25 protein-coding genes and 1 tRNA gene are annotated in these 24,831 nt (G+C 64.0%); 11 read left to right on the top strand and 15 right to left on the bottom strand.

Translation table 11 applies throughout. From position 1 onward, the window contains the following. The first annotated feature begins 43 nt into the window (after window positions 1-43). Window positions 44-1,414 (top strand): cytochrome P450, encoded by a 1,371-nt coding sequence (locus AC1DSD_RS07715; RefSeq protein WP_478029349.1) that lies wholly within the window; start codon window positions 44-46, stop codon window positions 1,412-1,414. On the opposite strand, the gene AC1DSD_RS07710 is transcribed toward AC1DSD_RS07715, so the two are convergent. Both AC1DSD_RS07710 and dapE read right to left on the bottom strand, forming a co-directional pair. Further along, the gene (locus tag AC1DSD_RS07710) at window positions 1,411-2,154 is read right to left on the bottom strand and encodes a helix-turn-helix domain-containing protein (RefSeq protein WP_478029348.1); all 744 of its coding nucleotides are present in this window, start codon (window positions 2,152-2,154) and stop codon (window positions 1,411-1,413) included. The two genes, AC1DSD_RS07715 and AC1DSD_RS07710, sit on opposite strands and share 4 nt — an antisense overlap. 178 nt (window positions 2,155-2,332) lie before the next feature. Then, entirely contained in the window at window positions 2,333-3,445 is a 1,113-nt protein-coding gene (gene dapE, locus AC1DSD_RS07705; RefSeq protein ID WP_478029347.1) for a succinyl-diaminopimelate desuccinylase, read from the bottom strand. Window positions 3,446-3,534: 89 nt separating this feature from the next. Between dapE and AC1DSD_RS07700 the strand changes: the two genes are divergently transcribed. The 4 genes from AC1DSD_RS07700 to AC1DSD_RS07685 all read left to right on the top strand — a co-directional run bounded on the left by AC1DSD_RS07700 (window position 3,535) and on the right by AC1DSD_RS07685 (window position 6,584). Further along, window positions 3,535-3,879 (top strand): hypothetical protein, encoded by a 345-nt coding sequence (locus AC1DSD_RS07700; RefSeq protein WP_478029346.1) that lies wholly within the window; start codon window positions 3,535-3,537, stop codon window positions 3,877-3,879. 2 nt (window positions 3,880-3,881) lie between these two features. After that, the gene (locus AC1DSD_RS07695) at window positions 3,882-4,331 is read left to right on the top strand and encodes a cupin domain-containing protein (RefSeq protein ID WP_478029345.1); all 450 of its coding nucleotides are present in this window, start codon (window positions 3,882-3,884) and stop codon (window positions 4,329-4,331) included. A 126-nt stretch (window positions 4,332-4,457) separates the two neighbouring features. Then, window positions 4,458-5,561, top strand: a complete 1,104-nt coding sequence (locus AC1DSD_RS07690; protein ID WP_478029542.1) for a DUF47 family protein — start codon at window positions 4,458-4,460, stop codon at window positions 5,559-5,561. A gap of 9 nt (window positions 5,562-5,570) precedes the next feature. Continuing rightward, window positions 5,571-6,584, top strand: coding sequence for an inorganic phosphate transporter (locus AC1DSD_RS07685; protein WP_478029344.1), 1,014 nt, complete (start codon window positions 5,571-5,573; stop codon window positions 6,582-6,584). 14 nt (window positions 6,585-6,598) lie between these two features. Here the strand turns inward: AC1DSD_RS07685 and AC1DSD_RS07680 are convergent, their stop codons facing one another. The 4 genes from AC1DSD_RS07680 to AC1DSD_RS07665 all read right to left on the bottom strand — a co-directional run bounded on the left by AC1DSD_RS07680 (window position 6,599) and on the right by AC1DSD_RS07665 (window position 11,839). Further along, window positions 6,599-7,030: a globin domain-containing protein gene (locus AC1DSD_RS07680; protein ID WP_478029343.1), complete on the bottom strand. Its 432-nt coding sequence runs from the start codon at window positions 7,028-7,030 to the stop codon at window positions 6,599-6,601. Between the two features lie 49 nt (window positions 7,031-7,079). Continuing rightward, the gene (locus AC1DSD_RS07675; RefSeq protein WP_478029342.1) at window positions 7,080-7,751 is read right to left on the bottom strand and encodes a glutathione S-transferase family protein; all 672 of its coding nucleotides are present in this window, start codon (window positions 7,749-7,751) and stop codon (window positions 7,080-7,082) included. Window positions 7,752-7,827: 76 nt separating this feature from the next. Continuing rightward, on the bottom strand, window positions 7,828-10,350 hold the full coding sequence (locus AC1DSD_RS07670; protein WP_478029341.1) for an ATP-binding protein: 2,523 nt from the start codon (window positions 10,348-10,350) through the stop codon (window positions 7,828-7,830). Window positions 10,351-10,357: 7 nt separating this feature from the next. Next, on the bottom strand, window positions 10,358-11,839 hold the full coding sequence (locus AC1DSD_RS07665) for an ATPase domain-containing protein (RefSeq protein WP_478029340.1): 1,482 nt from the start codon (window positions 11,837-11,839) through the stop codon (window positions 10,358-10,360). 228 nt (window positions 11,840-12,067) lie between these two features. Between AC1DSD_RS07665 and AC1DSD_RS07660 the strand changes: the two genes are divergently transcribed. Continuing rightward, the gene (locus tag AC1DSD_RS07660) at window positions 12,068-12,700 is read left to right on the top strand and encodes an SH3 domain-containing protein (protein WP_478029339.1); all 633 of its coding nucleotides are present in this window, start codon (window positions 12,068-12,070) and stop codon (window positions 12,698-12,700) included. Between the two features lie 7 nt (window positions 12,701-12,707). Here the strand turns inward: AC1DSD_RS07660 and AC1DSD_RS07655 are convergent, their stop codons facing one another. The 7 genes from AC1DSD_RS07655 to rpmH all read right to left on the bottom strand — a co-directional run bounded on the left by AC1DSD_RS07655 (window position 12,708) and on the right by rpmH (window position 18,429). After that, entirely contained in the window at window positions 12,708-13,838 is a 1,131-nt protein-coding gene (locus AC1DSD_RS07655; protein ID WP_478029338.1) for a zinc-binding dehydrogenase, read from the bottom strand. A 65-nt stretch (window positions 13,839-13,903) separates the two neighbouring features. Further along, window positions 13,904-15,253, bottom strand: coding sequence for a M28 family metallopeptidase (locus AC1DSD_RS07650; protein ID WP_478029337.1), 1,350 nt, complete (start codon window positions 15,251-15,253; stop codon window positions 13,904-13,906). Between the two features lie 55 nt (window positions 15,254-15,308). Continuing rightward, the gene (yihA, locus tag AC1DSD_RS07645) at window positions 15,309-15,947 is read right to left on the bottom strand and encodes a ribosome biogenesis GTP-binding protein YihA/YsxC (RefSeq protein WP_478029336.1); all 639 of its coding nucleotides are present in this window, start codon (window positions 15,945-15,947) and stop codon (window positions 15,309-15,311) included. Between the two features lies 1 nt (window position 15,948). Next, the gene (gene yidC / locus AC1DSD_RS07640; RefSeq protein ID WP_478029335.1) at window positions 15,949-17,655 is read right to left on the bottom strand and encodes a membrane protein insertase YidC; all 1,707 of its coding nucleotides are present in this window, start codon (window positions 17,653-17,655) and stop codon (window positions 15,949-15,951) included. Window positions 17,656-17,681: 26 nt separating this feature from the next. Beyond that, window positions 17,682-17,894, bottom strand: coding sequence for a membrane protein insertion efficiency factor YidD (yidD, locus tag AC1DSD_RS07635; RefSeq protein ID WP_478029334.1), 213 nt, complete (start codon window positions 17,892-17,894; stop codon window positions 17,682-17,684). Further along, window positions 17,891-18,214: a ribonuclease P protein component gene (gene rnpA, locus AC1DSD_RS07630; RefSeq protein WP_478029333.1), complete on the bottom strand. Its 324-nt coding sequence runs from the start codon at window positions 18,212-18,214 to the stop codon at window positions 17,891-17,893. The genes yidD and rnpA overlap by 4 nt, the downstream gene beginning before the upstream one ends. An 80-nt stretch (window positions 18,215-18,294) precedes the next feature. Next, the gene (rpmH, locus tag AC1DSD_RS07625) at window positions 18,295-18,429 is read right to left on the bottom strand and encodes a 50S ribosomal protein L34 (protein ID WP_066589281.1); all 135 of its coding nucleotides are present in this window, start codon (window positions 18,427-18,429) and stop codon (window positions 18,295-18,297) included. A 229-nt stretch (window positions 18,430-18,658) separates the two neighbouring features. Between rpmH and AC1DSD_RS07620 the strand changes: the two genes are divergently transcribed. The 3 genes from AC1DSD_RS07620 (at window position 18,659) to AC1DSD_RS07610 (ending at window position 21,408) form a co-directional block, all read left to right on the top strand. Next, window positions 18,659-20,167: a YifB family Mg chelatase-like AAA ATPase gene (locus AC1DSD_RS07620; protein WP_478029332.1), complete on the top strand. Its 1,509-nt coding sequence runs from the start codon at window positions 18,659-18,661 to the stop codon at window positions 20,165-20,167. Between the two features lie 233 nt (window positions 20,168-20,400). Then, entirely contained in the window at window positions 20,401-20,814 is a 414-nt protein-coding gene (locus AC1DSD_RS07615) for a DUF805 domain-containing protein (protein WP_478029331.1), read from the top strand. A 45-nt stretch (window positions 20,815-20,859) separates the two neighbouring features. Continuing rightward, the gene (locus AC1DSD_RS07610) at window positions 20,860-21,408 is read left to right on the top strand and encodes a DUF805 domain-containing protein (protein WP_478029330.1); all 549 of its coding nucleotides are present in this window, start codon (window positions 20,860-20,862) and stop codon (window positions 21,406-21,408) included. A gap of 155 nt (window positions 21,409-21,563) precedes the next feature. Here AC1DSD_RS07610 and AC1DSD_RS07605 read toward each other — a convergent pair whose 3' ends face one another. After that, window positions 21,564-22,460, bottom strand: coding sequence for a LysR family transcriptional regulator (locus tag AC1DSD_RS07605; RefSeq protein ID WP_478029329.1), 897 nt, complete (start codon window positions 22,458-22,460; stop codon window positions 21,564-21,566). A gap of 116 nt (window positions 22,461-22,576) precedes the next feature. Here AC1DSD_RS07605 and AC1DSD_RS07600 point away from each other — a divergent pair, with 116 nt between their 5' ends. Then, window positions 22,577-23,653 carry an aldo/keto reductase gene (locus AC1DSD_RS07600; protein ID WP_478029328.1) on the top strand — a complete coding sequence of 359 codons (1,077 nt, stop codon included), beginning with the start codon at window positions 22,577-22,579 and terminating at the stop codon, window positions 23,651-23,653. A 249-nt stretch (window positions 23,654-23,902) separates the two neighbouring features. Continuing rightward, window positions 23,903-23,987: transfer RNA gene (locus tag AC1DSD_RS07595), tRNA-Leu, on the top strand. A gap of 123 nt (window positions 23,988-24,110) precedes the next feature. Here AC1DSD_RS07595 and AC1DSD_RS07590 read toward each other — a convergent pair. Further along, entirely contained in the window at window positions 24,111-24,830 is a 720-nt protein-coding gene (locus tag AC1DSD_RS07590; RefSeq protein ID WP_478029327.1) for a class I SAM-dependent methyltransferase, read from the bottom strand. Window position 24,831: the final 1 nt, after the last annotated feature.

The following is a 24,831-nucleotide window of genomic DNA, read 5'->3' as shown; positions in this document are numbered from 1 at the left end:
CCGGGCGATTGGCTATTGAGGCTCGGCTGCGGTAACCAACAACATGGCCTACGCCCACACGTTTGGCGCCAATCCGCATTGGCTGCCGCGTAACCCGGCGCGGTCGCTGGCGCATATCCCCGGCGACGATGGCCTGCCGATCCTCGGTAATTCGCTTCGCCTGCTGGCCGATCCGGTCAAGTTCGGGCGCGAGATGTTCGAGCGCTTCGGACCGGTCTATCGCAATCGCGCGCTCGGCAGCACCAGCGTAACTCTGCTCGGCCCCGATGCCAACGAACTCGTCCTGTTCGATCGCGACCGCTTGTTCTCCTCCGAGCAGGGTTGGGGCCCCTTGCTCAATCTGCTGTTCCCGCGCGGGCTGATGCTGATGGATTTCGACAAGCATCGCGCCGACCGCAAGACGCTGTCGGTCGCGTTCAAGCCTGAGCCGATGCGGCATTACGCCACCCAGCTCGATGCCGGGATCGCCGCGCGGATCGGCGAATGGGGCGGCAGCCTACGCTTCTACGACGCGATCAAGAAGCTGACGCTCGATCTCGCCGCGACGAGCTTTCTCGGCGTGTCGCTCGGGGCCGAAGCCGATCGCATCAACCAGGCATTCGTCGACGAGGTCCAGGCGAGCGTCGCGCCGATCCGCTCGCCGCTGCCCGGCACGATGATGCGGCGGGGCGTCAAAGCTCGCGCCTATCTGATCGACTGGTTCGAACGCGAGATCCCGGCGCGGCGGCGAGACGCGCGGGGCGGCAATGGCGAGGACTTCTTCTCACAATTCTGCCGCGCGACCGACGAGGACGGGCAGGAGCTGTCGGCGGCCGCGATTGCCGATCACATGAACTTCCTGATGATGGCCGCGCACGACACGATCACCTCGTTGGCGACGACCCTGGTCATGCTGCTCGCGCGCAATCCCGATTGGCAGCAACGGTTGCGCGAGGAAATTGCCGGCCTCGACGCGCAATTGCCACTGACCGAGCAACTCGATCGTCTGACCTTGACCGATTACGCTTTCCGCGAGGCGCTCCGGTTGATGCCGCCGGTACCCTCACTGCCGCGTCGCGCGCTGCGCGATTTCAGCTTTGGCGGCTTCGACATTCCGGCTGGCACCAATGTCGGAATCGGCGTCACCTGGACGCACCGCATGGCCGACATCTGGCCCGATCCGCTGCGGTTCGACCCGATGCGCTTCACGCCCGAGGCGTCGAAAGGCCGGCATCGCTTCGCCTGGGTGCCCTATGGCGGCGGTGCGCATATGTGCCTGGGCCTGCATTTCGCGCAGATGCAGATGAAGCTGCTGATCGCGCACCTGTTGACGCGCTATCGGATCGAAATCGATCCGGGTGCGGGCGATGCCTGGCAGATGTTCCCGATCCCGCGACCCAGGGACGGCCTGCCGGTCAGGTTAATTCCCGCCTAACCCGCCCGCGCCAGTTCGGCGCACACCGCGGCGGTGTGATCGTCGGCGGGGAAGGTGCAGTCGATGCGGATTTCGTCGAGCGTCACATCGTGCGGCGCGGCGAAGGTGGTGATTGTCTCGAAGAAGCGTAGCTCGCCGCGCGGGCTGGCGAAGGTGAAGGTGACGATCGGGTCGCCATCATCGTCGGCATCGCCAAGTTGCCAACGCTGGGGCACGCCCGGATAGGACAAAGCGGCATCGAGCAGCGCGCGCGAGCGGCGGTCGGTCGGGTTGGCGGCGAGGTCGTCGTGCAGATGCCGGACGAACCGCCGCGCGACCTCGGGCCAGTTGAGGATGACCTGACGGAAGTCATGGGGATCGAACAATTGGTGGATCAGATTGCTGTGCGCGCTTTGCCAATCGCCGAGCAGCAGCTTGTTCATCCGGATCGCCGCCTGATTGACCTCCAGCACTTCCCAATGCCGGCTGATGACGAAAGCGGGATAGGGTTCCTGGTGCGCCAGAATCAGGTCGATCGCCTGGCGCACGCGGTCGAGCGCGGGGGCGGCGAGCTCGCTTTCGGGATGGATCGCGGCATAGCCGGCGGCGCGGAGCAGCGCATTGCGGTCGCGCAGCGGCATGTCGAGCGCATCGGCCAGGCGCGCCACCATTTCGCGGCTTGCACGGGCCTTGCCGGTCTCGATACAGCTCAGATGCCGCGTCGAAATCCCGGTATCGAGCGAAAGGTCGAGCTGGCTCATGCGCCGCGCGCCGCGCCATTCGCGCAATATCTCGCCGACTGGAGAAAGTTGGGGCGCTATCGGTGAGCTGGCCACGAATCGTCCTATGTTCAGGAATTTCCGAACAGCTTAGCCGAGCGTGTCACGCACCACACGCCGATTTGCGGCCGCGGCGGACCTTCTCGAAGCTCAAGGCCGATCACCTGATGGCCGCGATGATTTCCGCATAAATGTCGACCAAATCGGCGAGATCGGCCAGCGCGACGGCCTCGTCGGTCTTGTGCATCGTCGCGTTGACCAGCCCGAACTCGACCGTGGGGCAGAGTTGCGACAGGAAGCGTGCGTCGCTCGTCCCGCCGGTGGTCGACAAGGCCGGCACGACGCCCGCGACCTTCTCGATCGCGCGCGTGACCAGTGCCGAGAGTTCGCCCGGCTGGGTCAAGAACGCCTCGCCGGAAATGCGCGCGATCACCTGCGCGTCTGGGGCGTGCGTCTTCACTGTCCGTTCGATCAACGCGACCAGATCCTCGCCGTTCTGCTCGTCGTTGAACCGGATAGACATCCGCGCCGATGCCTTGGCGGGGATGACGTTGGTCGCCGGGTTGCCGACGGTCACATCGGTCACTTCGATATTCGACGGCTGGAACCAATGGGTGCCCCGGTCGAGCTCGATCGCGTCGATCGCCGCCAACGCCGCGACTAGTTTGGGGATCGGATTGTCGGCGAGATGCGGATAGGCGACATGGCCCTGGCGCCCCGGCACGTCGACCCAGATATTGACTGACCCGCGCCGCCCGATCTTGATCATGTCGCCGAGCCGCGCGGTCGAGGTCGGCTCGCCGACCAGGCAGTAATCGGGCGTCAATCCGCGCGCCGCCATCCGATCGAGAATCGCGCGCGTGCCGTAAATGGCGGGGCCTTCCTCGTCGCCGGTGATCAACAGGCTGAGCGTCGGCCCTTCGGCCCGCGCCGCTGCCGCGACGAAAGCGGCGATGGCGCCCTTCATGTCGACCGCGCCGCGGCCGTAGAGCAGCTCGCCGCGAACCTCCGGGGCGAACGCAGCGCTGGCCCAGCCGTCGCCCGGCGGCACCACGTCGAGATGCCCGGCAAAGGCGAAATGCGGGCCCCTGCCGTGGCGGATCGCGATCATGTTCTCGACCGGGCCGTCGGGCTCCTCGCCGACGGTGAAGCGGTCGATCTCGAACCCGATCACACTCAGCGCCTGGGCAAGCACATCGAACGCTTCACCCTGGGCGGGCGTCACGCTTTCGGCGGCGATCAACGCCTTGGTGAGTTCGACGACGTTGGGCACGGCATTCCCCGGTTGGACAGGCTCCGCCTCTTGCCTTGCAACGACGGGAAGGGAAAGGTCTGCGCGTACGGGGGTGCGGAGAATCACCAATGCCTATCCTCTTCCTTCTCGCCGCCGCATCGCTCTTGCCGCAGCAATCCGACGATAACGCGCCTGTCGACATCACCCCCGGCCATTGCGTCGCCGCTGCCGACCGGCTCGACGACGCCGTCCGCCTGGCGCGCGAAATGCTCGACAGCAAAAGCGCGGCCGGAGGGCCCGACCGGACGCCGACCGAGGCGCGCATTGCGCGGGTGCAGGCGGTGGCCGCGGCGATCAGAACGCGCTTCCCGAAGGTCGTCGCGACGGATGACGATCGCGACGACATTTCGGGGGGCGACGCGATGCCATTCGCCGAACAATGCCTGACGGCGAATCCTCCCAGGGGAAAATAGCCATGCCCAAGATCGACCTCGACGCGATCCCCCAAACCAATGCCACCGGCTATCCGCCGATCTATGCTGACGTGGTGAAGGAGCGCTGGTATCGGCGTCTCGCTCCGGCCAGCGGCATCACCGATTTTGGGTTCAGCCATGTGACGCTCAAGCCCGGCGCCTGGTCGTCGCAGCGCCATTGGCACGAAGGTGAGGACGAGTTCGTCGTCATGCTATCGGGCGAAGCGGTGCTGGTCGACGACGAGGGCGAAACTCCCATGCGCGCGGGCGACATCGCCGCCTTCCCGAAGGGTGACGGCAACGGCCATGTGCTGCAGAACCGGTCGGCGAGCGACTGCGTGTTCATCGCAGTCGGCGGTCGGGGAGCGAGCGATTGCCATTATCCCGATATCGACATGCATCTGGCTGGGGCGGTCGGCGAGCAACGGCGAAAGGATGGGGGCAGGTTCTGATCGGCAGACCGTTTTGGCGGTTTTGTGATGGCGCGCGGCCGCACCGGATGCTAGCGGAACGATCGGCCGGTTGTCGCTTGCGTGGCCGCCAATGAGGGAGTTCTGACAATTCGCCAGATCGCGGCTTTGCCGTACCGGACCGAAGGCGCCGCCAGCGACGCTCCGATCCGCATCCTGCTCGTCACCTCGCGCGAAAACCGTCGCTGGGTCATTCCCAAGGGCAATCCGTCTTCGGGAGTGGTCGCTCATGCCGCGGCCGCGATCGAGGCCGAGGAGGAAGCGGGGGTGCAGGGGCTCGTCTGTCCGACACCGCTCGGCACCTATCGCTATCGCAAACGGCAAAAGAACGGCGCGTCGCTGATGATCGACGTCGAGGTCTTTCCGCTCGCGGTCAATCGCGAGCTGACGGCGTGGAAGGAACAAGGCGAGCGCGAGCGCCGCTGGGTCAGCCTTCCCGAAGCGGCGTCGATGGTCGACGAGCCCGATCTCAGCGACCTCATCCGTTCGTTCGGCCCGTCCGAATTCAAGGCGGCCGCGCGCCGCACCGGCTTTGCCGCCGCTACCAAATCGAGGATCAGTCCCATGTTCGCCTGGTTTCAGCGCCTGTTGCCCAAGACTGGCAACTTCTTCGAGATGTTCGAGGCGCACTCGTTGACGGTCACCGCCGCCGCCGACGCACTGTCGCGGCTGCTTCAGGATGGAACGGGCGCGGCGTCCGACCATATTCGCGAAGTGATCGAGCGTGAGAACGACGCCGACGAGATCACCCGCGCGGTGCTCAAGACCGTGCGCGAAACCTTCCTGACGCCGTTCGACCGCGGTACCATCACCAGCCTGATCGGCTCGATGGACGATGCGATCGATGAGATGCAGGCCGCAGTGCAGGCGATCGACCTGTACGAGGTTCGCGAGTTCGAACAGGAAATGAAGGACATGGCGGGCATCATCGTCGACGCCGCACGGCTGACCGCCGAGGCGATGCCGCTACTGCGCGATGTAGGTCGCAACGCCGGGCGCCTGCATGAACTGACCGAGCGCCTGGTCCGGATGGAAGGCCATGCCGACGACATCCACCGCGCCGGGGTGAAGCGGAGCTTCGTCGAATATGGCCGCGACGATACGCTGCGATTCATCGTCGCGCGCGAAGTCTACAAGCATCTCGAACGGATCGTCGACGCGTTCGAGGATGTCGCCAACGAGATCGACGGCATCGTCATCGATCACGCCTGAGCCCAGTCGATGCATGACCTTGCCTTTCCGCTGTTAGTCGGCCTGATCCTCGTCGCGCTGGCGTTCGACTTCCTGAACGGCCTGCACGACGCCGCCAACTCGATCGCGACAGTGGTATCGACCAGGCTGTTGAAACCGGTGCATGCGGTGCTCTTCGCTGGCGTGTTCAACTTCGCCGCCTATTTCCTGACCATCACTTTCCCCAGTCTGCACAAGGTCGCGTCGACGATCGGGCAGGGGCTGATCGACAAGAATCTGGTGACGCCGGGGGTCGTTTTCGGCGCGCTGATCGGCGCGATGTTCTGGAACATCGTGACCTGGCTGAAGGGCATTCCGTCATCCTCGAGCCACGCTTTGGTCGGCGGGATCATCGGGGCGGGCGTCGCGCATGCCGGCATGACCGGCATTCAGTGGAATGGGCTCAACAAGACGCTGATCGCGATCGTGCTGTCGCCGGTGCTCGGCATGATCCTGTCGATGCTGATCATGCTGGCGACGAGTTGGATGTTCTCGCGTGCCAGCAACCGCGGCGCGGAACGCAGCTTCCGCGTGCTCCACCTGATCTCGTCTGGCACCTATTCGCTCAGCCACGGCCTCAACGACGCGCAGAAGACGATGGGCGTCATCACCGTGCTGTTGTTCTCGACCGGCTATCTCCACGGCAAGTTCGAAGTGCCGCATTGGGTGGCGATCAGCTGCTATATCGCGATGGGCCTGGGCACATTGATGGGCGGGTGGAAGATCATCGAAACGATGGGCAGCCGCATCACCAAATTATCGCAGCATCAGGGATTCAGCGCCTCGGCCGGCGGGACGATCATGGTGTTCACCGCGTCGCTGCTCGGCATCCCGGTATCGACCACGCATACGATCACCGGCTGCGTCATCGGTGCCGGCGTCGCCAAGCGCGCGAGCGCGGTACGCTGGGGTGTCGCGGGCGATGTCGTCGTCGCCTGGATCGTCACGATCCCGGCATCGGCAGCGGTCGGCGCGCTGTTCTACTTGCTGACGACATTGTTCTGACCCGCGGCCGGCCGTCAGGGCGGCGTACGCAATCCGCGATAGTCGTTGCTGGCAGCGATCATGACTTCCGCGATCAGCGCGTAGGCCGTCTTCCAGGCCTCGATCGTCGCGCTGTCGAGTGCAGAGCCGCCATGCACGGTAATCATGTACATCAACGCGTTGCCGGCGACCGCATAATGGCGGTCCTCCACCCCGTAATCGACATGCCGCTCCGCCAGCTTGCGTAGGCCGGGCCGCATGTCGTCCAGCTTGCTCAGCCCTGTGACGATCCTGCCCAGCGCTTCGATCAGATGCCGGCCCTGTGTGATCATTTCATTCCTGAACAGCGGACGGGTTTCAGGGGCGAGTTCGAACAGGCGGTCATAGAACGACCGCGCGGCAGCATCGGAGTCGAGCACGATCTGGACAAAACTGTCTCGGACGAGATTGACTTGGTCGGTATCCATCGCTCGGCGGTCATCCGGATCGCGGGCAATGACACTGCATCATCCGCACCTAGCTATTCGCCGCGGCGTGTTCGAATTTCTCGATCACCCATTCTTCTTCCTGCGCACCGGCTATCCAGTCCTGCATGAATGGGTGCGTCAGCACGGCCTCGACATAGGCCGCTGCGAACCGCGCGACCGGCAATTGATAGGTCACGATGCGCGTACAGACGGGCGCGTACATGATGTCCGCTGCGCCGAATTCGCCGAACAGGAACGGCCCGGTCCCGCCGAACCGTGCGCGAGCTTGCGCCCAGATCTCCATCAGCCGGGTCAGTTCGGCGACCACGTCGTCATCGGGCCGCTGGGGCGGATAGACTTGGCGGATATTCATGCCGTGCTTGTTGCGCAGCGCCGCGAACCCCGAATGCATCTCTGCGGCCATCGACCGCGCCATCGCGCGCGCAGCTTCGTCCTTGGGCCAGAATTTGTCGCCGCCGGTTTTGTCGTTGAGGAATTCGACGATCGCCAGGCTGTCCCAAACAACGATGTCGCCGTCCCACAGGATCGGCACCTTGCCCGATGACGGCGCGAACTCGTCACCCTGGCGGCGCTTGTCCCAGTCGGCGTCGTAGAGCGGCACGACGACTTCCTCGAACGCCAGTCCCGATTGTTTGCACGCCAGCCAGCCGCGCAGCGACCAACTTGAATAGGCTTTGTTGCCGATGATGAGCTTGAGCATGGCGTTGCGGGATAGAGAGACGGGTAGGGCGCGGCAAGCGGGTGAATGCACACTCGATCGACTGATCGGCTGTTGCTCAGTCGCCGATGACCTCGCGAATCCTGCTGGTCAGCGCGTCCATCGCGAACGGCTTGGTCAGGACGTGCATCCCGCGCTCGAGTTGGCCGTTGCCGATCACCGCATTCTCGGCATAGCCGGTGATGAACAGCACCTTGAGATCGGGGCGTTCGACTCGTGCCGCATCGGCCAATTGACGGCCATTCATTCCGCGCGGCAGGCCGACATCGGTGACCAGTAGCTGGATTGCGGGGTTGGCCTGGAGCATCGCCAGCCCCGAAGCCCCGTCTCCCGCTTCGATCGCGGTATAGCCCAAATCGGCGAGGGCATCGGCGATCAGCGCGCGGATTGCGGGCTCGTCGTCGACCACCAACACGGTTTCGCCGCCAGAGGACGGCGTCGGCAGCGCATGAAGGGGCGATTCCTGCTCCGCATCCTCGCGCGAATGCACCCGCGGAAAATACAGGCACATCGTCGTGCCCTGGCCAAGTTCGGAATAGATCCGCACCTGGCCGCCGGACTGGCGGACGAAGCCATAGATCATCGACAGGCCGAGCCCGGTTCCCTCGCCCAGCGGCTTGGTCGTGTAGAACGGGTCGAACGCGCGTTCGATCGTCTCAGCGGACATGCCGGTGCCGGTGTCGGTCACGCATAGCGAGATATATTGGCCGGGTGGCAAATCGCGCTCGCGCGCGCTGGCATGGTCGAGCCATTTGTTTGCGGTTTCGATCGTGATGCGGCCACCGTCGGGCATCGCGTCGCGCGCATTGATGCAGAGATTGAGCAGCGCATTCTCGAGCTGGTTGGGATCGATCAAGGTCGTCCACAACCCTCCCGCACCGACCACTTCGAGCTCGATCTCCGGGCCGACCGAGCGCCGTAGGAATTCTTCCATATTGGCGATCAGCCGGTTGACGTCGGTGGGCCGTGGGTCGAGCGTTTGGCGCCGCGAGAAAGCGAGCAGCCGATGCGTGAGCGCGGCCGCGCGTTTGGTCGCGCTGCGCGCCATCTCGACATATTTGTCGATCTCCGCGGTCCGGCCCTGCTTGATGCGCATCTCGATCAACTCGAGCCCGCCGGAAATGCCGGTGAGGAGATTGTTGAAATCGTGCGCCAATCCGCCGGTCAGCTGACCGACCGCCTCCATTTTCTGTGCTTGGCGTAATTGCTCCTGCGCGGCCTCGCTTTCGCGCGTGCGCTCCTCGACCTGGCGCTCGAGCGACTCCGCCAGCGCTGCTAGTGCGATTTCGGCCTGGCGCCGCTCGATTGCTGTCTGCGTACGATCGGCGACGTCGCGGACGAACGCCACGTCTTCCGCGATCCACGCGCGCGGACCCTTGTCGTTGAGATAGAGCAACGCGACGAAGTTGTTATGATCGACCAACGGCATATTGAGCACCGCGCGCGCGTGGATCGCTTCCAGCGCCGTCGCAGTGGAGGCCGTGCGCGGGTCCTCGCGGGCATCGGCGATCGCCACCAATTCGCCGCGCTTCAAGTCCTCGATATAAGATCCATAGTGGCGAAAGTGGAGCACGCCCGCCAGGCTCTCGGTCCCCGCGCTGTTCCAGTCGCGCTCGATCGTGACGGTTTCCGCCACCGGATCGATGATGCCATATCCCGCCCGGCTGACGCCGAGCGTCGACCCCAGGATTTGCGCCGCCAGGAACGACATCGCGGTCGGGTCGGTCATCTGGCGTAGGCCATCTCCTAGCGCGATCAGTGCGGCTTGATGGCTTTCCGTGCGGCGACGTGCCGTGATGTCCTGCGACACGCCGACCATCTGCTCGATCCTGCCACGGTCGTCACGCTCGAGCCGCCCATTGACCTGAACCCAATGGAGCGAGCCGTCGGGCCACAAGGTGCGATATTCGACGTCGAAATGGGCACCCGTTTCTATCGAACGATCGGCCGCCGCGCGCATTCGCTCGCGGTCGTCGGGATGGATCGCGGCAATCAGTTGATCATAGTCAAACGACTCGTCCGCGCGCCGGCCGTAATGTGCCTTGCAGTCGGGCGATGCGTGCAGCGTGTTGGTCCTGAGCTCCATCGTCCAGGCGCCGAGCCCGCCCGCGTTCAGCGCGACGCGCAGACGTTCCTGGCCCGCGCGGATGTCCTCGAGCCGCGTTCTTGCCTCATATTGCCGCCGTCGCGCGCGCCGCGCCGCTCGCGCCAGACTGATCAGCGTCGTGGGGTGGAAGGGACGTTCGAGGAAGGTGACGTTGCCCAGCGTCTCGAGCAACCGCACCGCACCTGGATTGCGCTCGAGCCCACCGCCGCGCGCGGTCAGAACGATGAAGGGAAAGTCGGACCATTCGGCCTGATCGGCAATGAAACCTGCTAGGTCGCGCAGATCGGCGCTGCGCAGCGTTTCTTCGGTCACGATCGCGAAGCCGGCACCGCTCCGTAACGCGCGGACGAACGCAGGAAGATCGGGAAGGGCGGCTGCCTCGAGACCCGCCTCGCGCAACATCGCTTCGGCTACGATGGCGTCGCGCCCGTGCGGCGCCAGGATGACGGCGCCTTCGTCGATGGTACGATTCAAGGGAGGCTCACCCGCGCTTGACCTCGAGGAGGCTGGCGCTGTCATCGCCGACGAGGCTCGGCACGCCGCGCAGCACGCCCTGGAAGGCAGTGAGCGGTTCGCCGAGCGTGATGCCATTTTTGTCGATCATGAACTCCCTGATCGTATCCTCGTGAAAGCCGGTGCGTTTCTTAACGACCGACATTGCGCGCCGGACCCGTCCTAACGCCTCGAAATAGCGCAACAGGATGACCGTGTCGGCCAGGTAGGTCACATCGACCGGCGACTTCATGTCGCCGACAAGGCCGTGCTGCGCGACCGTGAGGAAGGTCGTCGCGCCTTGGCGGTTCAGATATTGCAGCAATTCGTGCATGTGCAGGATCAGTGCCTGCTCCTCGGGCATTGCCGCCTGATAGCCGTTGAGGCTGTCGATCACGACGGTCCGCGCGCCATGCGTTTCGACGCAAACACGCACGCGCTCGGAGAACTCCCCCGGGGTCAGTTCTGCGGCGTCGATCTGTTCGATCACCAGCCTTCCGGTGTCGACCATCGCCGGAAGATCGATGCCCAACCCCTTGGAGCGCTCGAACAACAGCCCGAGTTCCTCGTCGAAGATGAACATCGCCGCGCTTTCGCCGCGCATGATCGCCGATTGGACGAAGCTGAGCGTGAGCAGCGACTTGCCGGTGCCGGCGGGTCCCAGGATCAGATTGCTGGCGCCGCGCTCGAATCCCCCGCCGAGCAGTTCGTTGAGACGCTGATTGTCGATTGGCACCGTCTCGCGCTTGAAATCGGCCCGATGTTCGGCCGACACCAGCCGTGGGAAGGCGCGGACGCCACCCGTCTCGATGACGAAGTCGTGGTACCCGCCGCGATAGCGGCGGCCGCGATATTTGATCACGCGCATTCGCCGCCGCTCCGCTCCATAATTGGGCGACAATTCCTCCAGCCGGATCACGGCATGCGCGACGCTGTGCACGGTCTTGTCCATCACATCCGCGGTCAGATCGTCGAGCATCAGCACGGTCGCGTCATTGTGCGAAAAATAGTGTTTCAGCGCCAGGATCTGGCGGCGATAACGCAGCGAACTTTGCGCGAGCAGACGGATTTCGGACAGGCTGTCGAGCACCACCCGCGCCGGCTTGGCGCGCTCGAAAGCTTCGAATATCCGCTTCGTCGTTTCACCCAGTTCGAGGTCGGATGAGTAAAGCAGGCTCTGCTGTTGTTCGTCGTTGAGCAGGCTTTCGGGCGGGACGAGCTCGAAGATTTCGAAATTGTCCGGGAATTCCCATCCGTGCGACGCCGCGCCGTCGCGCAGTTCCTCCTCGGTTTCGGACAAGGTGATATAGAGTACCCGTTCGCCGTTTTCCGCGCCGGACATGAGGAACTGGCTGGCGATCGTCGTCTTGCCGGTGCCTGGGCTGCCTTCGACAAGAAACAACCTGCCCTTCGCTAGACCACCGGCTAGGATTTCATCCAGCCCGGCGACGCCGGTTGCACAATTTCCCATCGAGACTCCATCCTACAAACAACCACCGTTAACGGTATCGCGTCCGTTACGACTTGATGTTGCTCAATGCCGGACTGGCGATTTCGATCCCCCGCAGCTTGTCGTGGCGGCGCCTTTTCGCTGCGCGGAATGGTCCGAAGTATTCGTTTATGTGAATGATTTCAGTTGTATAGCTGCTCTCGATCGCGGCGATTGACTTGGGTGCCCACGCATGATGCCTTGTGGCGTATGAAGATCGCCCTGCTCGCGGCGCTGGCTGCCATGACCCTTCCCGCCACGGCACGCGCGGACAAGCTGCCGCCACGTGACGAATGTGCCGCGGATGCGTCGTTCGCCGCGTTCCGCACGACATTGAAGGGCATCGTCGCGCGCAAGGACGCGAAGGCATTGCTGGCGCTCACGATGCCGGACATCGAATATTCGCTCGATGTCGGCATCCCGGGCAAAGCGGGGTTCGCGAAGGAATGGGACCTGATCCACCCCGCGTCATCGAACCTGTGGGTCGAACTCGATCTGGCATTGTCGCTCGGCTGCGCACTCGATCGGGGCGAGGCGAGCATTCCTTATATGTATGCGCGCCTGCCGCAGTCGCGCGACACGTTCGCGACCACCGTGCCTAGCCGGCCGCGGGTCAATCTGCGCGCCAGTCCGAATACAGACAGCCCGGTCGTGGCGTTGCTCGACTGGGACATCCTGACCGTCATTGACGAGAAGGACAGCGCATGGACGCACGTGAAGACTGACGAGGGCAAGGATGGTTATGTCCGCGTCGATTTCCTGCGCAACCCGCTCGCCTATCGCGCGATCTTTCGAAAGCGCGACGGCAAGTGGATGATGGCGATTTTCATCAACGGCGATTGATGGCGGATCAGCCGCTCGCGGACGGCACGATCAGATATTTCTCGCCGGTCTTCTTCGCGCTGTAGGCGAGCAGCGTGTCCTTATCGAGCGTTTCCGCCAGCGAGATTTCCGCGGTGTAATGGCTGGCGAAGGTTGTGCGGATTTCGGCGGCGACACGCGCGCGCATGCGACCGACCACCTCGGCGCCGGCCTTCATCAGGAACGGGGTCAACAGGAAACCGCCGACGCCCCAGGAAAACCCGACATCGCGGCCGATCAAGGTCGGTCCGAGGTCGAGCGCGCCGTAGATATAGACCTGTTTGTAGGTGTTCGATCCGTAGCGGCTATAAGTCGTCGCGTTGCGATTGGCGGCGACTTCCATCGCCGCGAGGATCTGACCGGCTAGCTTGCCGCCGCCGATCGCGTCGAACGCAATTGTCGCGCCGGTCTCGGCGAGCGCGTCGACCAGTTCGTCGCGGAAGTTTTCCGAGGTCGAATCGACCACATATTTGGCGCCGATATCGTGCAGGATCTTCGCCTGCTCGGCCGAACGGACAATGTTCACCAGGCTCACGCCATCGGCAATGCAGATGCGGTTGAGCATCTGGCCGAGGTTCGACGCCGCGGCGGTATGGACCAGGGCCTTATGCCCCTCGGCGCGCATCGTCTCGACCATCGCCAGCGCGGTCAGCGGATTGACGAAGGCCGACGCGCCTTCGCGTGCGGTGACACCGTCGGGGAAGGGGAGCAGGTCGCTCAATCGCGCCTTGCGGTACTGGGTGTACATGCCGCCACCGATCACCGCGACGGTCTTGCCGATCAACTCCTCGGCGCCATCGCCGGCGGCGACCACCGTTCCGGCGCCTTCATTGCCGACCGGCATCGATTCATTGAGCCGCGCGCGCACCATCGGCATGCGCTGCTCGGGAATCTCGGCGGTCAGCAGCGGACGGTCAGCCGTGCCGCGCTGATCAAGCGTGGCGAGATCGGCGGGGCCGGTCAGCAGGCCGAGGTCGGATGGATTGAGCGGCGCCGCCTCGATCCGAACGATCACTTCGCCCGGGCCGGGAGGAGACAATTCGACATCGACCAGCGACAATTCGAGCTTGCCGTCGGACACCAGCGAACGCAGTTCGAGGCCCTTGGTCGGTGTGGTCATTCGATCCTCCCTTATTTTTCGATTGTCCGGTATGTAGCTTGGGGAGCGATCGGTTCAAGTCCTCATCATTTCGGGCGGCCGTTGGCTTTCCACTCCGGCTTGAACCCGCCAGACGCCAGAAGGCGGACCGGTGCGACCAGCGAGCGGATCGCCTTCGTCATATAATCGATATCGAGATTCTCGACCGTGTCGGTCGGCTGGTGATAGGTCGGCACCACCGCCCAGCCCGACAGGGTGTGGGCGACGATCCCCTTGAGGGCGAGCGAATAATTGTCCGATCGCTCGAAAAAGCTCTGCTCCGGATAAGGATCGGCAGCGATCAGCGCACCCTGGCTCTTCATCATGTCGAACAGATTGGAACGCTCCGAACCGGTCATCATCAGCGCGCCCTTGGGCAATTTGGGATCCTGCGCGCCGATCATCTCGAACTCGATATTGGCGACGAGATCGGTGAGCGGCACCGGCGGATGCTCGCCGAACCAGGTCGAGCCGAGACCGCCAATCTCTTCGCTGCCATAAGCGACGAACAGAATACCGCGCTTCTGCCGGCCCATCGCGGCAAAGGCGCGGGCGAGTTCGATGACGGCGACCGTGCCGGAAGCGTCGTCATTGGCGCCGGGCATGACGGTGCCGTCCGGCCGCACGCCGAGGTGATCGAGATGCGCCGACAGCAGGATCACGCCTGCCTTGGGATCGGTGCCCGGCAGATAGCCGATCGCATTGGTGGTGGTCGCCCTGGTGGTTGCGATCGGGACCTGGATCGACACATCGGCGCCCGCCGCGATGCCGGCCAGCGTCTCGGCGGGAATCGTCGCGACCGTCATCGGCGGGCGGCGGCTGGGCGTGCCCTCGATCGTCGTCGGCAGCGATGGCTTGCCGCCGATCATATCCAGGAACTTGCGGCTGGCGTCGCTCTCGGCGGCCAGCACCAGCTTGATTCCCTTGCCGCGCAGCTTGCGGGCAAAGGTCATCAGGCTGTCGGCAGGGCCGGTATAGACGACGACGTCGGCCGAGGGGATGTCGCCATCGGGGCGGGTCACGATGACGGCCTTGCCGCCGGCAGTCCCGCCGCCCGTCAACAACAGCGTTGCGCCTGCCACCGGCTTGCCGTCGATCGTCAGGACCGGCGGCCCGGCGATAGCGCGCCGGGTCAGCGGCGCCGTCTGGAGATAGGAGTCCATGCCGGGCGCATGGCGCAGCCCGGAATCGCGGAACAACGAAGCGACATATCCGGCGGCGATGGCCTCGTCGGCAGTGGCACTGCCGCGACCGCGCAAGCCTGGTCCAGCGAGAAGAATTTCTTCGGCAAGGACTTTGTCGCGGTCGATCGTCGGCGACGCCTTGTCGCGCGATGCCGCAGGAATCGCCGGCAACGCCATGAGCGCCAGCGCCGCGACAAGGCCGATATTTTTCATGCAAGCTCCCCCGGGGTCCGTTTGCGCGACCCTTAGGAAGAGCGGCTCGCGAAATCTAGCCGAGTGCCTCGATCACCGCAGCGCGCAATTCTGGCATGCCGAGCCCGGTCTCGCTCGAGGTCGACAGGATGTCGGGATGCGCGGCGGGGCGCTTGCGCGCCTCTTCCGCAGTCTCGGCCGCGACTTTGTCGAGTTCGGTCGGCTTGATCTTGTCGGCCTTGGTCAGGACCAGGCGATAGCTGACCGCTGCCTTGTCGAGCATCTCCATGATCTCGCGATCGACATCCTTGATGCCATGCCGCGCATCGATCAGCACGAGCGTGCGCTTGAGCACGTCACGCCCGCGCAGGAAGTCGTTGACCAGGTACCGCCATTTCCTGACGACATCCTTCGGCGCCTTGGCGAAGCCATAGCCCGGCATGTCGACCAGCCGGAAGGCGAGGGGCTCGCCCACGTCGAAGAAGTTGAGCTCCTGCGTCCGTCCCGGTGTGTTCGACGTGCGCGCGAGCGAGTTGCGATTGGTCAGCTTGTTGAGCAGCGACGACTTGCCGACGTTCGACCGGCCGGCAAACGCGACTTCTGGGACCACGGGATCGGGCAGATGCTCGAGCGCAGGGGCGGATTTGAGGAACGCGACCGGCCCGGCGAAAATCTTACGCGCCGCCTCGATCGCGTCCTCATCGAATTCGCTCACGTTATTTGACCACCGGTTGCTTGAGGGCAGGGTGCCGCGCGTAGAGGATCCGCTGCTGCAGCACGGTCAGCAGGTTGCTGGTGATCCAGTAGACCTGAAGGCCGACCGCGAACGGCGCCATCACGAACATCAACACCCAGGGCATCAGCGCAAAGACCTGCTTCTGCGCTTCGTCCATCGGCTGCGGGTTCATCTTGAACTGCAGCCACATCGAGATGCCGAGCAGGATCGGCACCACGCCGATCGCGATCATGTGCGGTGGGGTGAAGTGCAGGATGCCGAACAAATTGAGCGGGGTCAGCGGATCGGGCGCCGACAGATCCTTGATCCAGGCGACGAACGGCTGGTGCCGCATTTCGATCGTCAGCATCAGCACCTTGTATAGCGAATACATGATCGGGATCTGGAGGAAGGTCGGCAGACAGCCGGCGAGCGGATTGACGCCCTCGGTCTTGTACAGCGCCATCACTTCCTGCTGCTGGCGTTGCTTGTCGTCCTTATGCTTTTCCTGCAGCGCCTTCATCTTGGGCTGGATCGCGCGCATCTGCGCCATCGAGGCGAACTGGCGTTGCGCGATCGGGAAGATCAGCAAGCGGATCGTCAGGGTCAGCAGCATGATCGCCACGCCGAAATTGCCGACCATGCGGAACAGCCAGTCGAGATAATAGAAGATCGGCTTTTCGATGTACCGAAACCAGCCCCAATCGACGGCGTGATCGAACAGCGCGATGCCTTCCTTGTCGGTATAGCGGTCTAGCAACCGTACTTCCTTCGCACCCGCGAAGAACCGGCTTGTCTGGGACAATTGTTGGCCGGGCGCGACCTCCTTTGCGACGCGGGCGTAATCGGCCTGGTACCCGCCTTTGCCGGTCGACTGGAACTCGCCGGCGAAGGCCGCCTCCTGATCGGGGACCAGGGCCGTCAGCCAATATTTGTCGGTGAAGCCGAGCCAGCCGCCGGTGGTCGAAAACTTTTGCGGCGCCTTGTCGACGTCCTTCCAGTTGACATCATAGTCGGCTGCTCCGTTGTGGACCGACATCGGACCGACCTGAATCGACCAGCTGTCGAGGTCCTTCGACGCCTCGGCGCGGTTGACTAGGCCGTAGGGCGCGACTTTGATCGGCTGCGCGGCGCCATTGATGACGCTCTGGCGAACGGTGAACATGTAATCCTGGTCGACGGCGAGATCGATCTGGAAGCGCTGGCCCGCGTCGTTGGCGGCGGTCAGCGTGACCGGCTTGCCCGGCGCGAGCACGCTGCCGGTCGCGGTCCAGACGGTGTCGGGAGTCGGCGACTTGATGCCGGTATCCTGCCAGCCGAATTCCGCGAAATAGGCGCCGGCTGTGCCTGCCGGCGACAACAAGCGGATCGGCGGCGAATTCTTCTCGATTGTGTCCTTATACTCGGTCAGCAGCAGGTCATCGATCCGCGCGCCCTTGAGGTTGATCGAGCCCTTGAGCGTCGGCGTGTCGATCGGCACGCGCTGCGCCGCGGTCTCGCTCAGCACGACCTTGGTATCGCGCACCGCGCCCGGGTTCGCGGCGGTCGGCGCGGCGGGATTGGGCTGGACCTGGGTCTTGCCGCCCTCGATCTTGGTGACCGGCGGGTTTGCCGGCGGCATGATCCGGTTCACGACCAGCGGCCATGCGAACAGCAGCAGCACCGCGAGCACCGCGAACATGATAAAATTGCGATTGTCGTTCTTCACGCGCTCAGGAACCTTCGATCAGAAAATCAGGGAACGGGGTCGGGCCCGTACCCGCCCCAGGGATGGCACCGGGCGATGCGCTTCATTGCCAACCACCCGCCCTTCAGCGCGCCATAGCGGCGAAGCGCGGTGATTGCATAGGCCGAACACGAAGGCTGATAGCGACAGGTCGGCGGCATGATCGCCGAAGGGCCGATTTGCCACAGGCGAACCAGTGCGATCAGCATTTTGGCGATCATCGCGAAACCTTCGCCAGCGCTTTGGTCAGGTCGGCCTTGAGCTGGACAAAGTCACGAGTCAGCGCGTCGGCGCGTCCGATCAGCACATGATCCGCGCCGGCGACGCCACTGACGCTCAGCACATCATGCGCTAGTGCCCGGAAACGCCGCTTGATGCGGTTGCGGACGACCGCGTTGCCGATCTTCTTGGTGACCGTATAGCCGACCCGCATCGTCGCATCTTTATCGTCGCGACGGCGGACCAGCAGGACGAAGGCGGGCATCGGGGCGCGCTTGCCGGCATTGGCCGCCAGGAAATCGCGCCGTTTCGTCAGCGTCACAACGGTCGCAGAAACGGCACCAGCCCGCGCTCCCGAAGGAGGCGGGCTGGCCGAATCATCTTGCAAAGCAGGGTCGGGTGTTACGCCGACAGCTTCTTGCGGCCGCGATTGCGACGCGCACGGATCACATTGCGTCCGCCCACCGTCGCCATCCGCGCGCGGAAGCCGTGCCGGCGCGCACGCACCAGGTTGCTCGGCTGAAAGGTCCGCTTCATCGTTCATTCCCTGTACGTCGAAATTGAAAAGGGCCGCCACGGGGACGGCCTTGTGGGGAGCGCGCTTAAGCGAGAGCGCGGCTGAAGTCAACGCGGAACGGTCAGCCGGCATTGTCGACAGATGGGGGCGGTGTCTTGGCGATACAAGACACGTGAGATGGCGCCAAAATGGCGTTAAAGCCAATCGCGCCGGCGGGATAGCAGGGTAAGTAGGGGTCAGGGAGCATCAATGACCACCATCGTTTCCACCGTCGCCTATCTCGGACTGGAAGCACGCGCGGTCGAAGTGCAGGTGCAGCTGATTCCCGGTTTGCCCAAGTTTATCGTCGTCGGACTCGCCGACAAGGCGGTGGCGGAGAGCCGGGAGCGCGTGCGCGGCGCGATCGCGGCGATGGGGCTGTCGATGCCGCCCAAACACATCGTCGTGAACCTGTCGCCCGCCGATCTGCCCAAGGAAGGGACGCATTTCGACCTGCCGATCGCGCTTGGTCTGCTCGGTGCGATGGGCGTGGTCGACGCCGAGACGCTGAGCGAGCTGGTCGTGGTCGGCGAACTTGGGTTGAACGGCCGAATCGCGCCGTCGCCGGGCGTCCTGCTCGCCGCGCTCCATGCGTCGAGCGAAGGGAAGGGGCTGGTTTGCCCGGCCGCCCAAGGCGCCGAAGCGGCCTGGGCTGGGTCGATCGACGTGATCGCCGCGCCTGACCTGATTGGCCTGCTCAATCACCTCAAGGGCAATCAGTTGATCGGTCCGCCGCAGCCCGGCGAGGCCGTGGAACCGGCTGCCGGCCCCGATCTCCGGCAAGTGAAGGGTCAGGAAACCGCCAAGCGCGCGCTCGAAATCGCCGCCGCGGGCGCGCACAATCTGTTGATGATCGGGCCGCCGGGCGCGGGCAAATCGCTCATGGCGTCGTGCCTGCCGGGCATCCTGCCGCCGCTTGATGCCGGCGAAGCGCTCGAAGTGTCGATGGTCCAGTCGGTCGCCGGCACGCTCGACGGCGGGCGGATCACCCGCGCGAGACCCTATCGCGCCCCGCATCATTCGGCGTCGATGGCGGCATTGGTCGGTGGTGGTCTCAAGGTGCGGCCGGGCGAAGTCAGCATGGCGCATCTCGGCGTGCTGTTCCTCGACGAGCTCCCCGAATTCCAGCGCGGCGTGCTCGATTCGCTGCGCCAGCCGCTCGAGACCGGGACGGTCAGCGTCGCGCGTGCCAATGCACATGTGACCTTCCCGGCGCGGGTGCAGCTCGTCGCGGCGATGAATCCTTGCCGTTGCGGCCATCTCGGCGATGCGTCTCTCGCCTGTGCTCGCGCGCCGAGATGCGCCGCCGATTATCAGGCCAAAGTGTCGGGACCGCTGCTCGATCGCATCGACCTGCACGTCGAAGTCCAGTCGGTCAGCGCCGCCGATCTCGTCCTGCCGCCGCCGGCCGAGGGATCGGCGGAGGTCGCGCGGCGCGTGATGGCGGCGCGACAGGTCCAGGCGCGGCGTTATGCCGACGAAACCGCCCGCACCAATGCCGAAGCCGATGGCGACCTGCTCGAAGCGGTGGCGACGCCTGATGATGCCGGACGCACCTTGCTGGCCCAGGCCTCCGAAGCGATGCGGCTGTCGGCGCGGGGCTATACCCGCGTGCTCAGGGTCGCGCGGACGATCGCCGATCTTGCCGGTGCGGCCGATGTCGGGCGCGTCCATGTCGCCGAGGCGCTGAGCTATCGCCGGCGTGCGCCGTCCAGCTGAGGGACAGATACGGCGAGAGTTGGTTGTAATCGTACCGGGATAGGATCAGGTTACCCTCGCGACTCGGGGGAGTATCACGATGAACGGATCGACTGCGGCTGCTAAGACGCTGGGGATCCTTCGCTTTCAACTCCTCCACCATGGCGCAAGGGCGCACACCGGCGTTTCTGCCGGATGAAAATTGTCATGAAACGGATCGCAAAACCCACGCTAGGCTAACAGGGAGACGTTTGATGCAATGGATGCTTATGCCGCTGAAACGGTATGCGGATTTTCAAGGCCGCTCGACCCGGATGGAGTTCTGGATGTTCGCTCTGTTCGTGACGATCGTGATGGTCGTCCTTCAGATCCTGATGGGTATCATGTTCGCGTCGTCCATGTCGGTCGATCCCCAGACGGGCGTGGTAACCGGTGGTGGGGGCGCCGGAATATTCGCCGTCATCATCTGGGTCTTCTATCTGGCTATTCTCGTCCCGAGCATCGCCGTTGGAGTCCGCCGCATGCACGACCAGGATAAATCGGGCTGGTTCATTCTGATCCCGATCGCAAACCTGATCTTCTATTGTCTGCCTGGTACGCCGGGCCCGAACAAATATGGCCCCGATCCTCTGGGCGGTGCGGGCAATTTGGGGCAGACCTTCCAGTAGGGGGCTGCGTTAGTCGATCGAGACGAGAGCAAGGAGAGACATTCCATGGAATGGATGTTTATGCCGTTGAAGCGTTATGCCGAATTTTCGGGGCGCTCGCGTCGGCAGGAATTCTGGATGTTCATGCTGCTGCTGGCCATCATCTGGCTGGTTGCGCTCGTTACCATCGTAGTGATCGCGGGCAGCGCGATGAGCATGGCCGGCACCAGTTCCGATGGCACGCCAAGGCTCGGTGGCATGGTGGGTATGTTCGCCTCCATGGGCATCATCGCCATCATCCTGGGGATCGTCTGGCTCGCCTTGCTGATCCCAATTATCGCGGTGCAAGTGCGGCGTCTCCACGATACCGATCGGGCGGGCTGGTGGCTGTTTCTGTACTGGGGTCCGTACCTGCTGGCGTTGGCGCTTAGTGTCGGCGGCGCCGTCAACCAGAGCGCCGGCATATCGGGAATCGGCGTGATTTTCTCGCTCGTGTCGTGGATCGGCGGGATCGTTCTGCTCGTCTTCTGGTGCCTTCCAGGTACCAGTGGGCCGAACCGCTTCGGTCCTGATCCGCTGGGCGGTATCGGCAATCTGTCGCAGACCTTCCAATAACCCTGCGCGGCGGCTTGCCCGGACGAAATCGCTCGTCCAGGCAAGCCGTCGGCCTGCCGATCACCTTACGGTAAAGCTGCGCGCGACGCGCGTCGCACTTCGACAAGACCCTGGTGTGCGCGGCTTCCTGCCATCGCCCGACTTCGTCGCCACGCTCAGCCTTGCCGGTCCAACAGGCAGTCGATGAACGCGCGCAACGCCGGCGGCTGCTGCCGCCGACTGGGATGGTACAGGTAGACGCCGGGAAATTTAGGTGAATAACGCTCGAGCACGCGGACCAACTTGCCTTCTTTCAGCCACCCTTCCATCCATTCGTGGGAAGCATAGGCGATCCCGAGGCCCTGGAGCGCGGCCTGCAAAACCACTTCGATATCGTTTGCGATGATCGGCCCTTGCACCGCAATCTCGAATTCCCTGCCGTCTTCTTCGAATTCCCAGCGATAAAGGCTGCCGTCGGTCGGCCAGCGCCAGTTGAGGCAGGCATGGTTATGGAGCTCGTCCGGCGTTTCGGGCGTGCCATGACGCGCGAGATAATCCGGCGAAGCGACCGCCATCATCTCCAATTCACCGGTCAGGCGCACCGCGATCATGTCCTTCTCGAGCAGCTCGCCAAGCCGGATTCCGGCGTCGAAGCGGCCTGCGACGATGTCCGTCAGCGCATCGTCCACCGTGACGTCGAGTATCACGCCGGGATTGTCGCGATGGAAGCGGCCCAATCGGGGCGCGATCAGCCTTATCGCGGCCGTTCGCGGCGCGTTGATCCGCAACATGCCCGCCGGACGTTCGCGCGTTGAAGCCGCCTCCGCGACGGCCGCGTCGAGTTCGTCCACGGCGGGACGAAGCCTTTGATAGAGGCGTTCGCCGGCCGTCGTCGGAGCCACGCTTCGCGTCGTCCGATTGAGCAGGCGAACGCCAAGCCGTTCCTCGAGCTGGCGAATAGTCTGGCTGAGCGCCGAGGGCGTAATACCCAGATGCGCCGCTGCGCGGACGAAACTGCGATGCTCCGCCACTGCAGCGAAAGCGTTGAGGTTCGCAAAATCCGTGCCGCGCATTATCCACCATCAGCTTAATAGAGAAGGTGTATTCTAGCGGATAATCTAACTGTTGGTCAGGAGCCATATCGCCCCTCGCACGAGGACGCATCGCCGCGTTCGTGGGAGAATGGACAATGACCAATAGTTTGACCCTTCAATCCTACCGTTTGCTCGGCCGCTCGGGCTTACGCGTTTCGCCGCTCTCATTGGGCACGATGACGTTCGGATCCGACTGGGGCTGGGGTGCCGACGAGGACGAGGCACGCCGCCTGTTCGATACCTATGTCGATCGCGGGGGGAATTTCATCGACACCGCGAGCATGTATACGGGCGGGTCATCCGAGCGCCTTCTCGGCACGTTCATGGCCGATAAGCGCGAGCAACTCGTTATCGCCACCAAATATACGATGAGCCGCCGACCGGACGACCCCAATGCCGGGGGCAACCACCGCAAGTCGATGGTCCGTTCGGTCGAGGAGAGCCTCAGGAAACTCGGTACCGACTATATCGACCTGCTGTACCTGCACGTCTGGGACTTTACGACGCCGGTCGAGGAAATCCTGCGCGGGCTCGACGACCTCGTGCGCCAAGGCAAGGTCCTTTATCTCGGAATCTCCGACACTCCCGCCTGGCAGGTTTCGCGGATGCAGGCGATCGCGGATCTTCGCGGCTGGTCGCCACTGGTCGCATTGCAGGTCGAATACAGTCTCGCCGAGCGCACCGTCGAACGCGACCTCGCGCCGATGGCCGAGGAGATGGGGCTGGGGGTTATCCCGTGGTCGCCGCTTGCCGGCGGAGTACTGACCGGCAAGTACAAGCGCTCGGATCTCGAAGCCGAGGCGTCGGCAAACCCGACGGGCACCCGCCACAACGTGGTGCTCGCGCACAACATGCTTACCGAGCGCAACCTCACCATCGCGGACGAGGTCGGCGAGATCGCCGAAGAACTGGGTAGGTCGCGCGCGCAGGTGGCCCTCGCCTGGACCCTGCTCAACCCTGCGGTCACCTCGCCGATCATCGGTGCCCGTACGCTCCACCAGCTGGAGGACAATCTCGGTGCGCTCGATGTCGAGTTCAGCGATGAGCAACGCGCACGGCTCGACGCGGTGAGCGCCATCGATCCCGGCTTTCCGCACGTGATGATGCGCCTGCCGATGGTCCAGCAGGTCATTTTCGGAGAGACCCAGGTGCGGCGCCGCCGGCGAAGCTGATTTTTAAAGAGGGCGCCCGAGGGGCGCCCTCTTCGTCTGTACACCTACGCGGCGCGCGCACGACCGATGGACGGCTGTCAGCTCAACGCCAGCTGCTTGTTTGACCTCGAGCCCAAAGATCATTGCAGCCGGAATGAAACCAGGCCCGCACGATTGGAAACAGCTAATTCCGGTATGGAAATCCCAAAAGCGCTCGCTTATAGACCCTCAAATCGTCGATCAGTGGCCCCTGATGTGCCTCGTCGACACGCGGGCGTGGTGGAACTGGTAGACGCGCCGGACTCAAAATCCGGTTCCGAGAGGAGTGTGGGTTCGATTCCCACCGCCCGCACCATCTTCAAGCTACCATAGGTTGCACGATCAGGCGACGGATCCTGCCTGGATTGGGGAAGGGCGGCTATAATGCCGCCGGTAAGACTGACGACCTTCGAACCGGAAGCGGCGCAGCGGACACCGGCTATTCGCCCAGCCGGCCCTGCGCCGCGACGTGAGTCATAAACCTGCCGTCGTGGTGAACATCGACGCTGCGGAATGCCGGCGTGAAGATGTCGAGCGCTTCTGAGAGCGGCGGGCTGGTCATGATGTGCATGCCGGCGCTGTCTTGATATCCCCATTCGATGAAATCAGAACCGCGTGACATGACCGAGAAACCGGTCTTCGCCGCGTAGGCCGACCGGTTGAAGCTCGCCAGATCCTCGGCAAGCAGCAATTCGACATAAAGCGCCCCGCCCGGGGCGATCCAGCCGACGACCCGGCGCCACAACGCGGCGATCGCCTCGCGGTCGGCGAGATAGCAATAACCGCCCCAAAAATTCGTCAGCAGGTCGAACGACGCCGGTGCGAATTGCGTCTCCGCCATGTCGCCGCAGATGAAGTCGGCGTCGGGCGTCGCGGCGCGAGCGCGCGCCAGTTGCGCCTCGCTGAGGTCGAGACCGGTCATGCGGGCTTGCCCGGGAAATTGCGAGAAATGCCATCCCTGACCACAAGCGATGTCGATCCACCGCGGGTCAGGCCCAAGCGCGCCAAGCAACCTGCCGAGCACCTCGAGGTTCAGCGCATGTTTGGCTGGCCAGGCGGTCAGATACAACTCCGGATAGCCACGGGCATAGGAAGGACCGTACAGCGCCGGCACGCGCTCCCGATAAGTCGATGTCGGCTGGATTGCGGCTTGAGGCATA

The organism is Sphingomonas sp. P4_D12 (genome assembly GCF_056401895.1).
The sequence above is the reverse complement of the archived record's forward strand: the minus strand, read 5'-3'. Positions and strand labels throughout refer to the sequence as shown.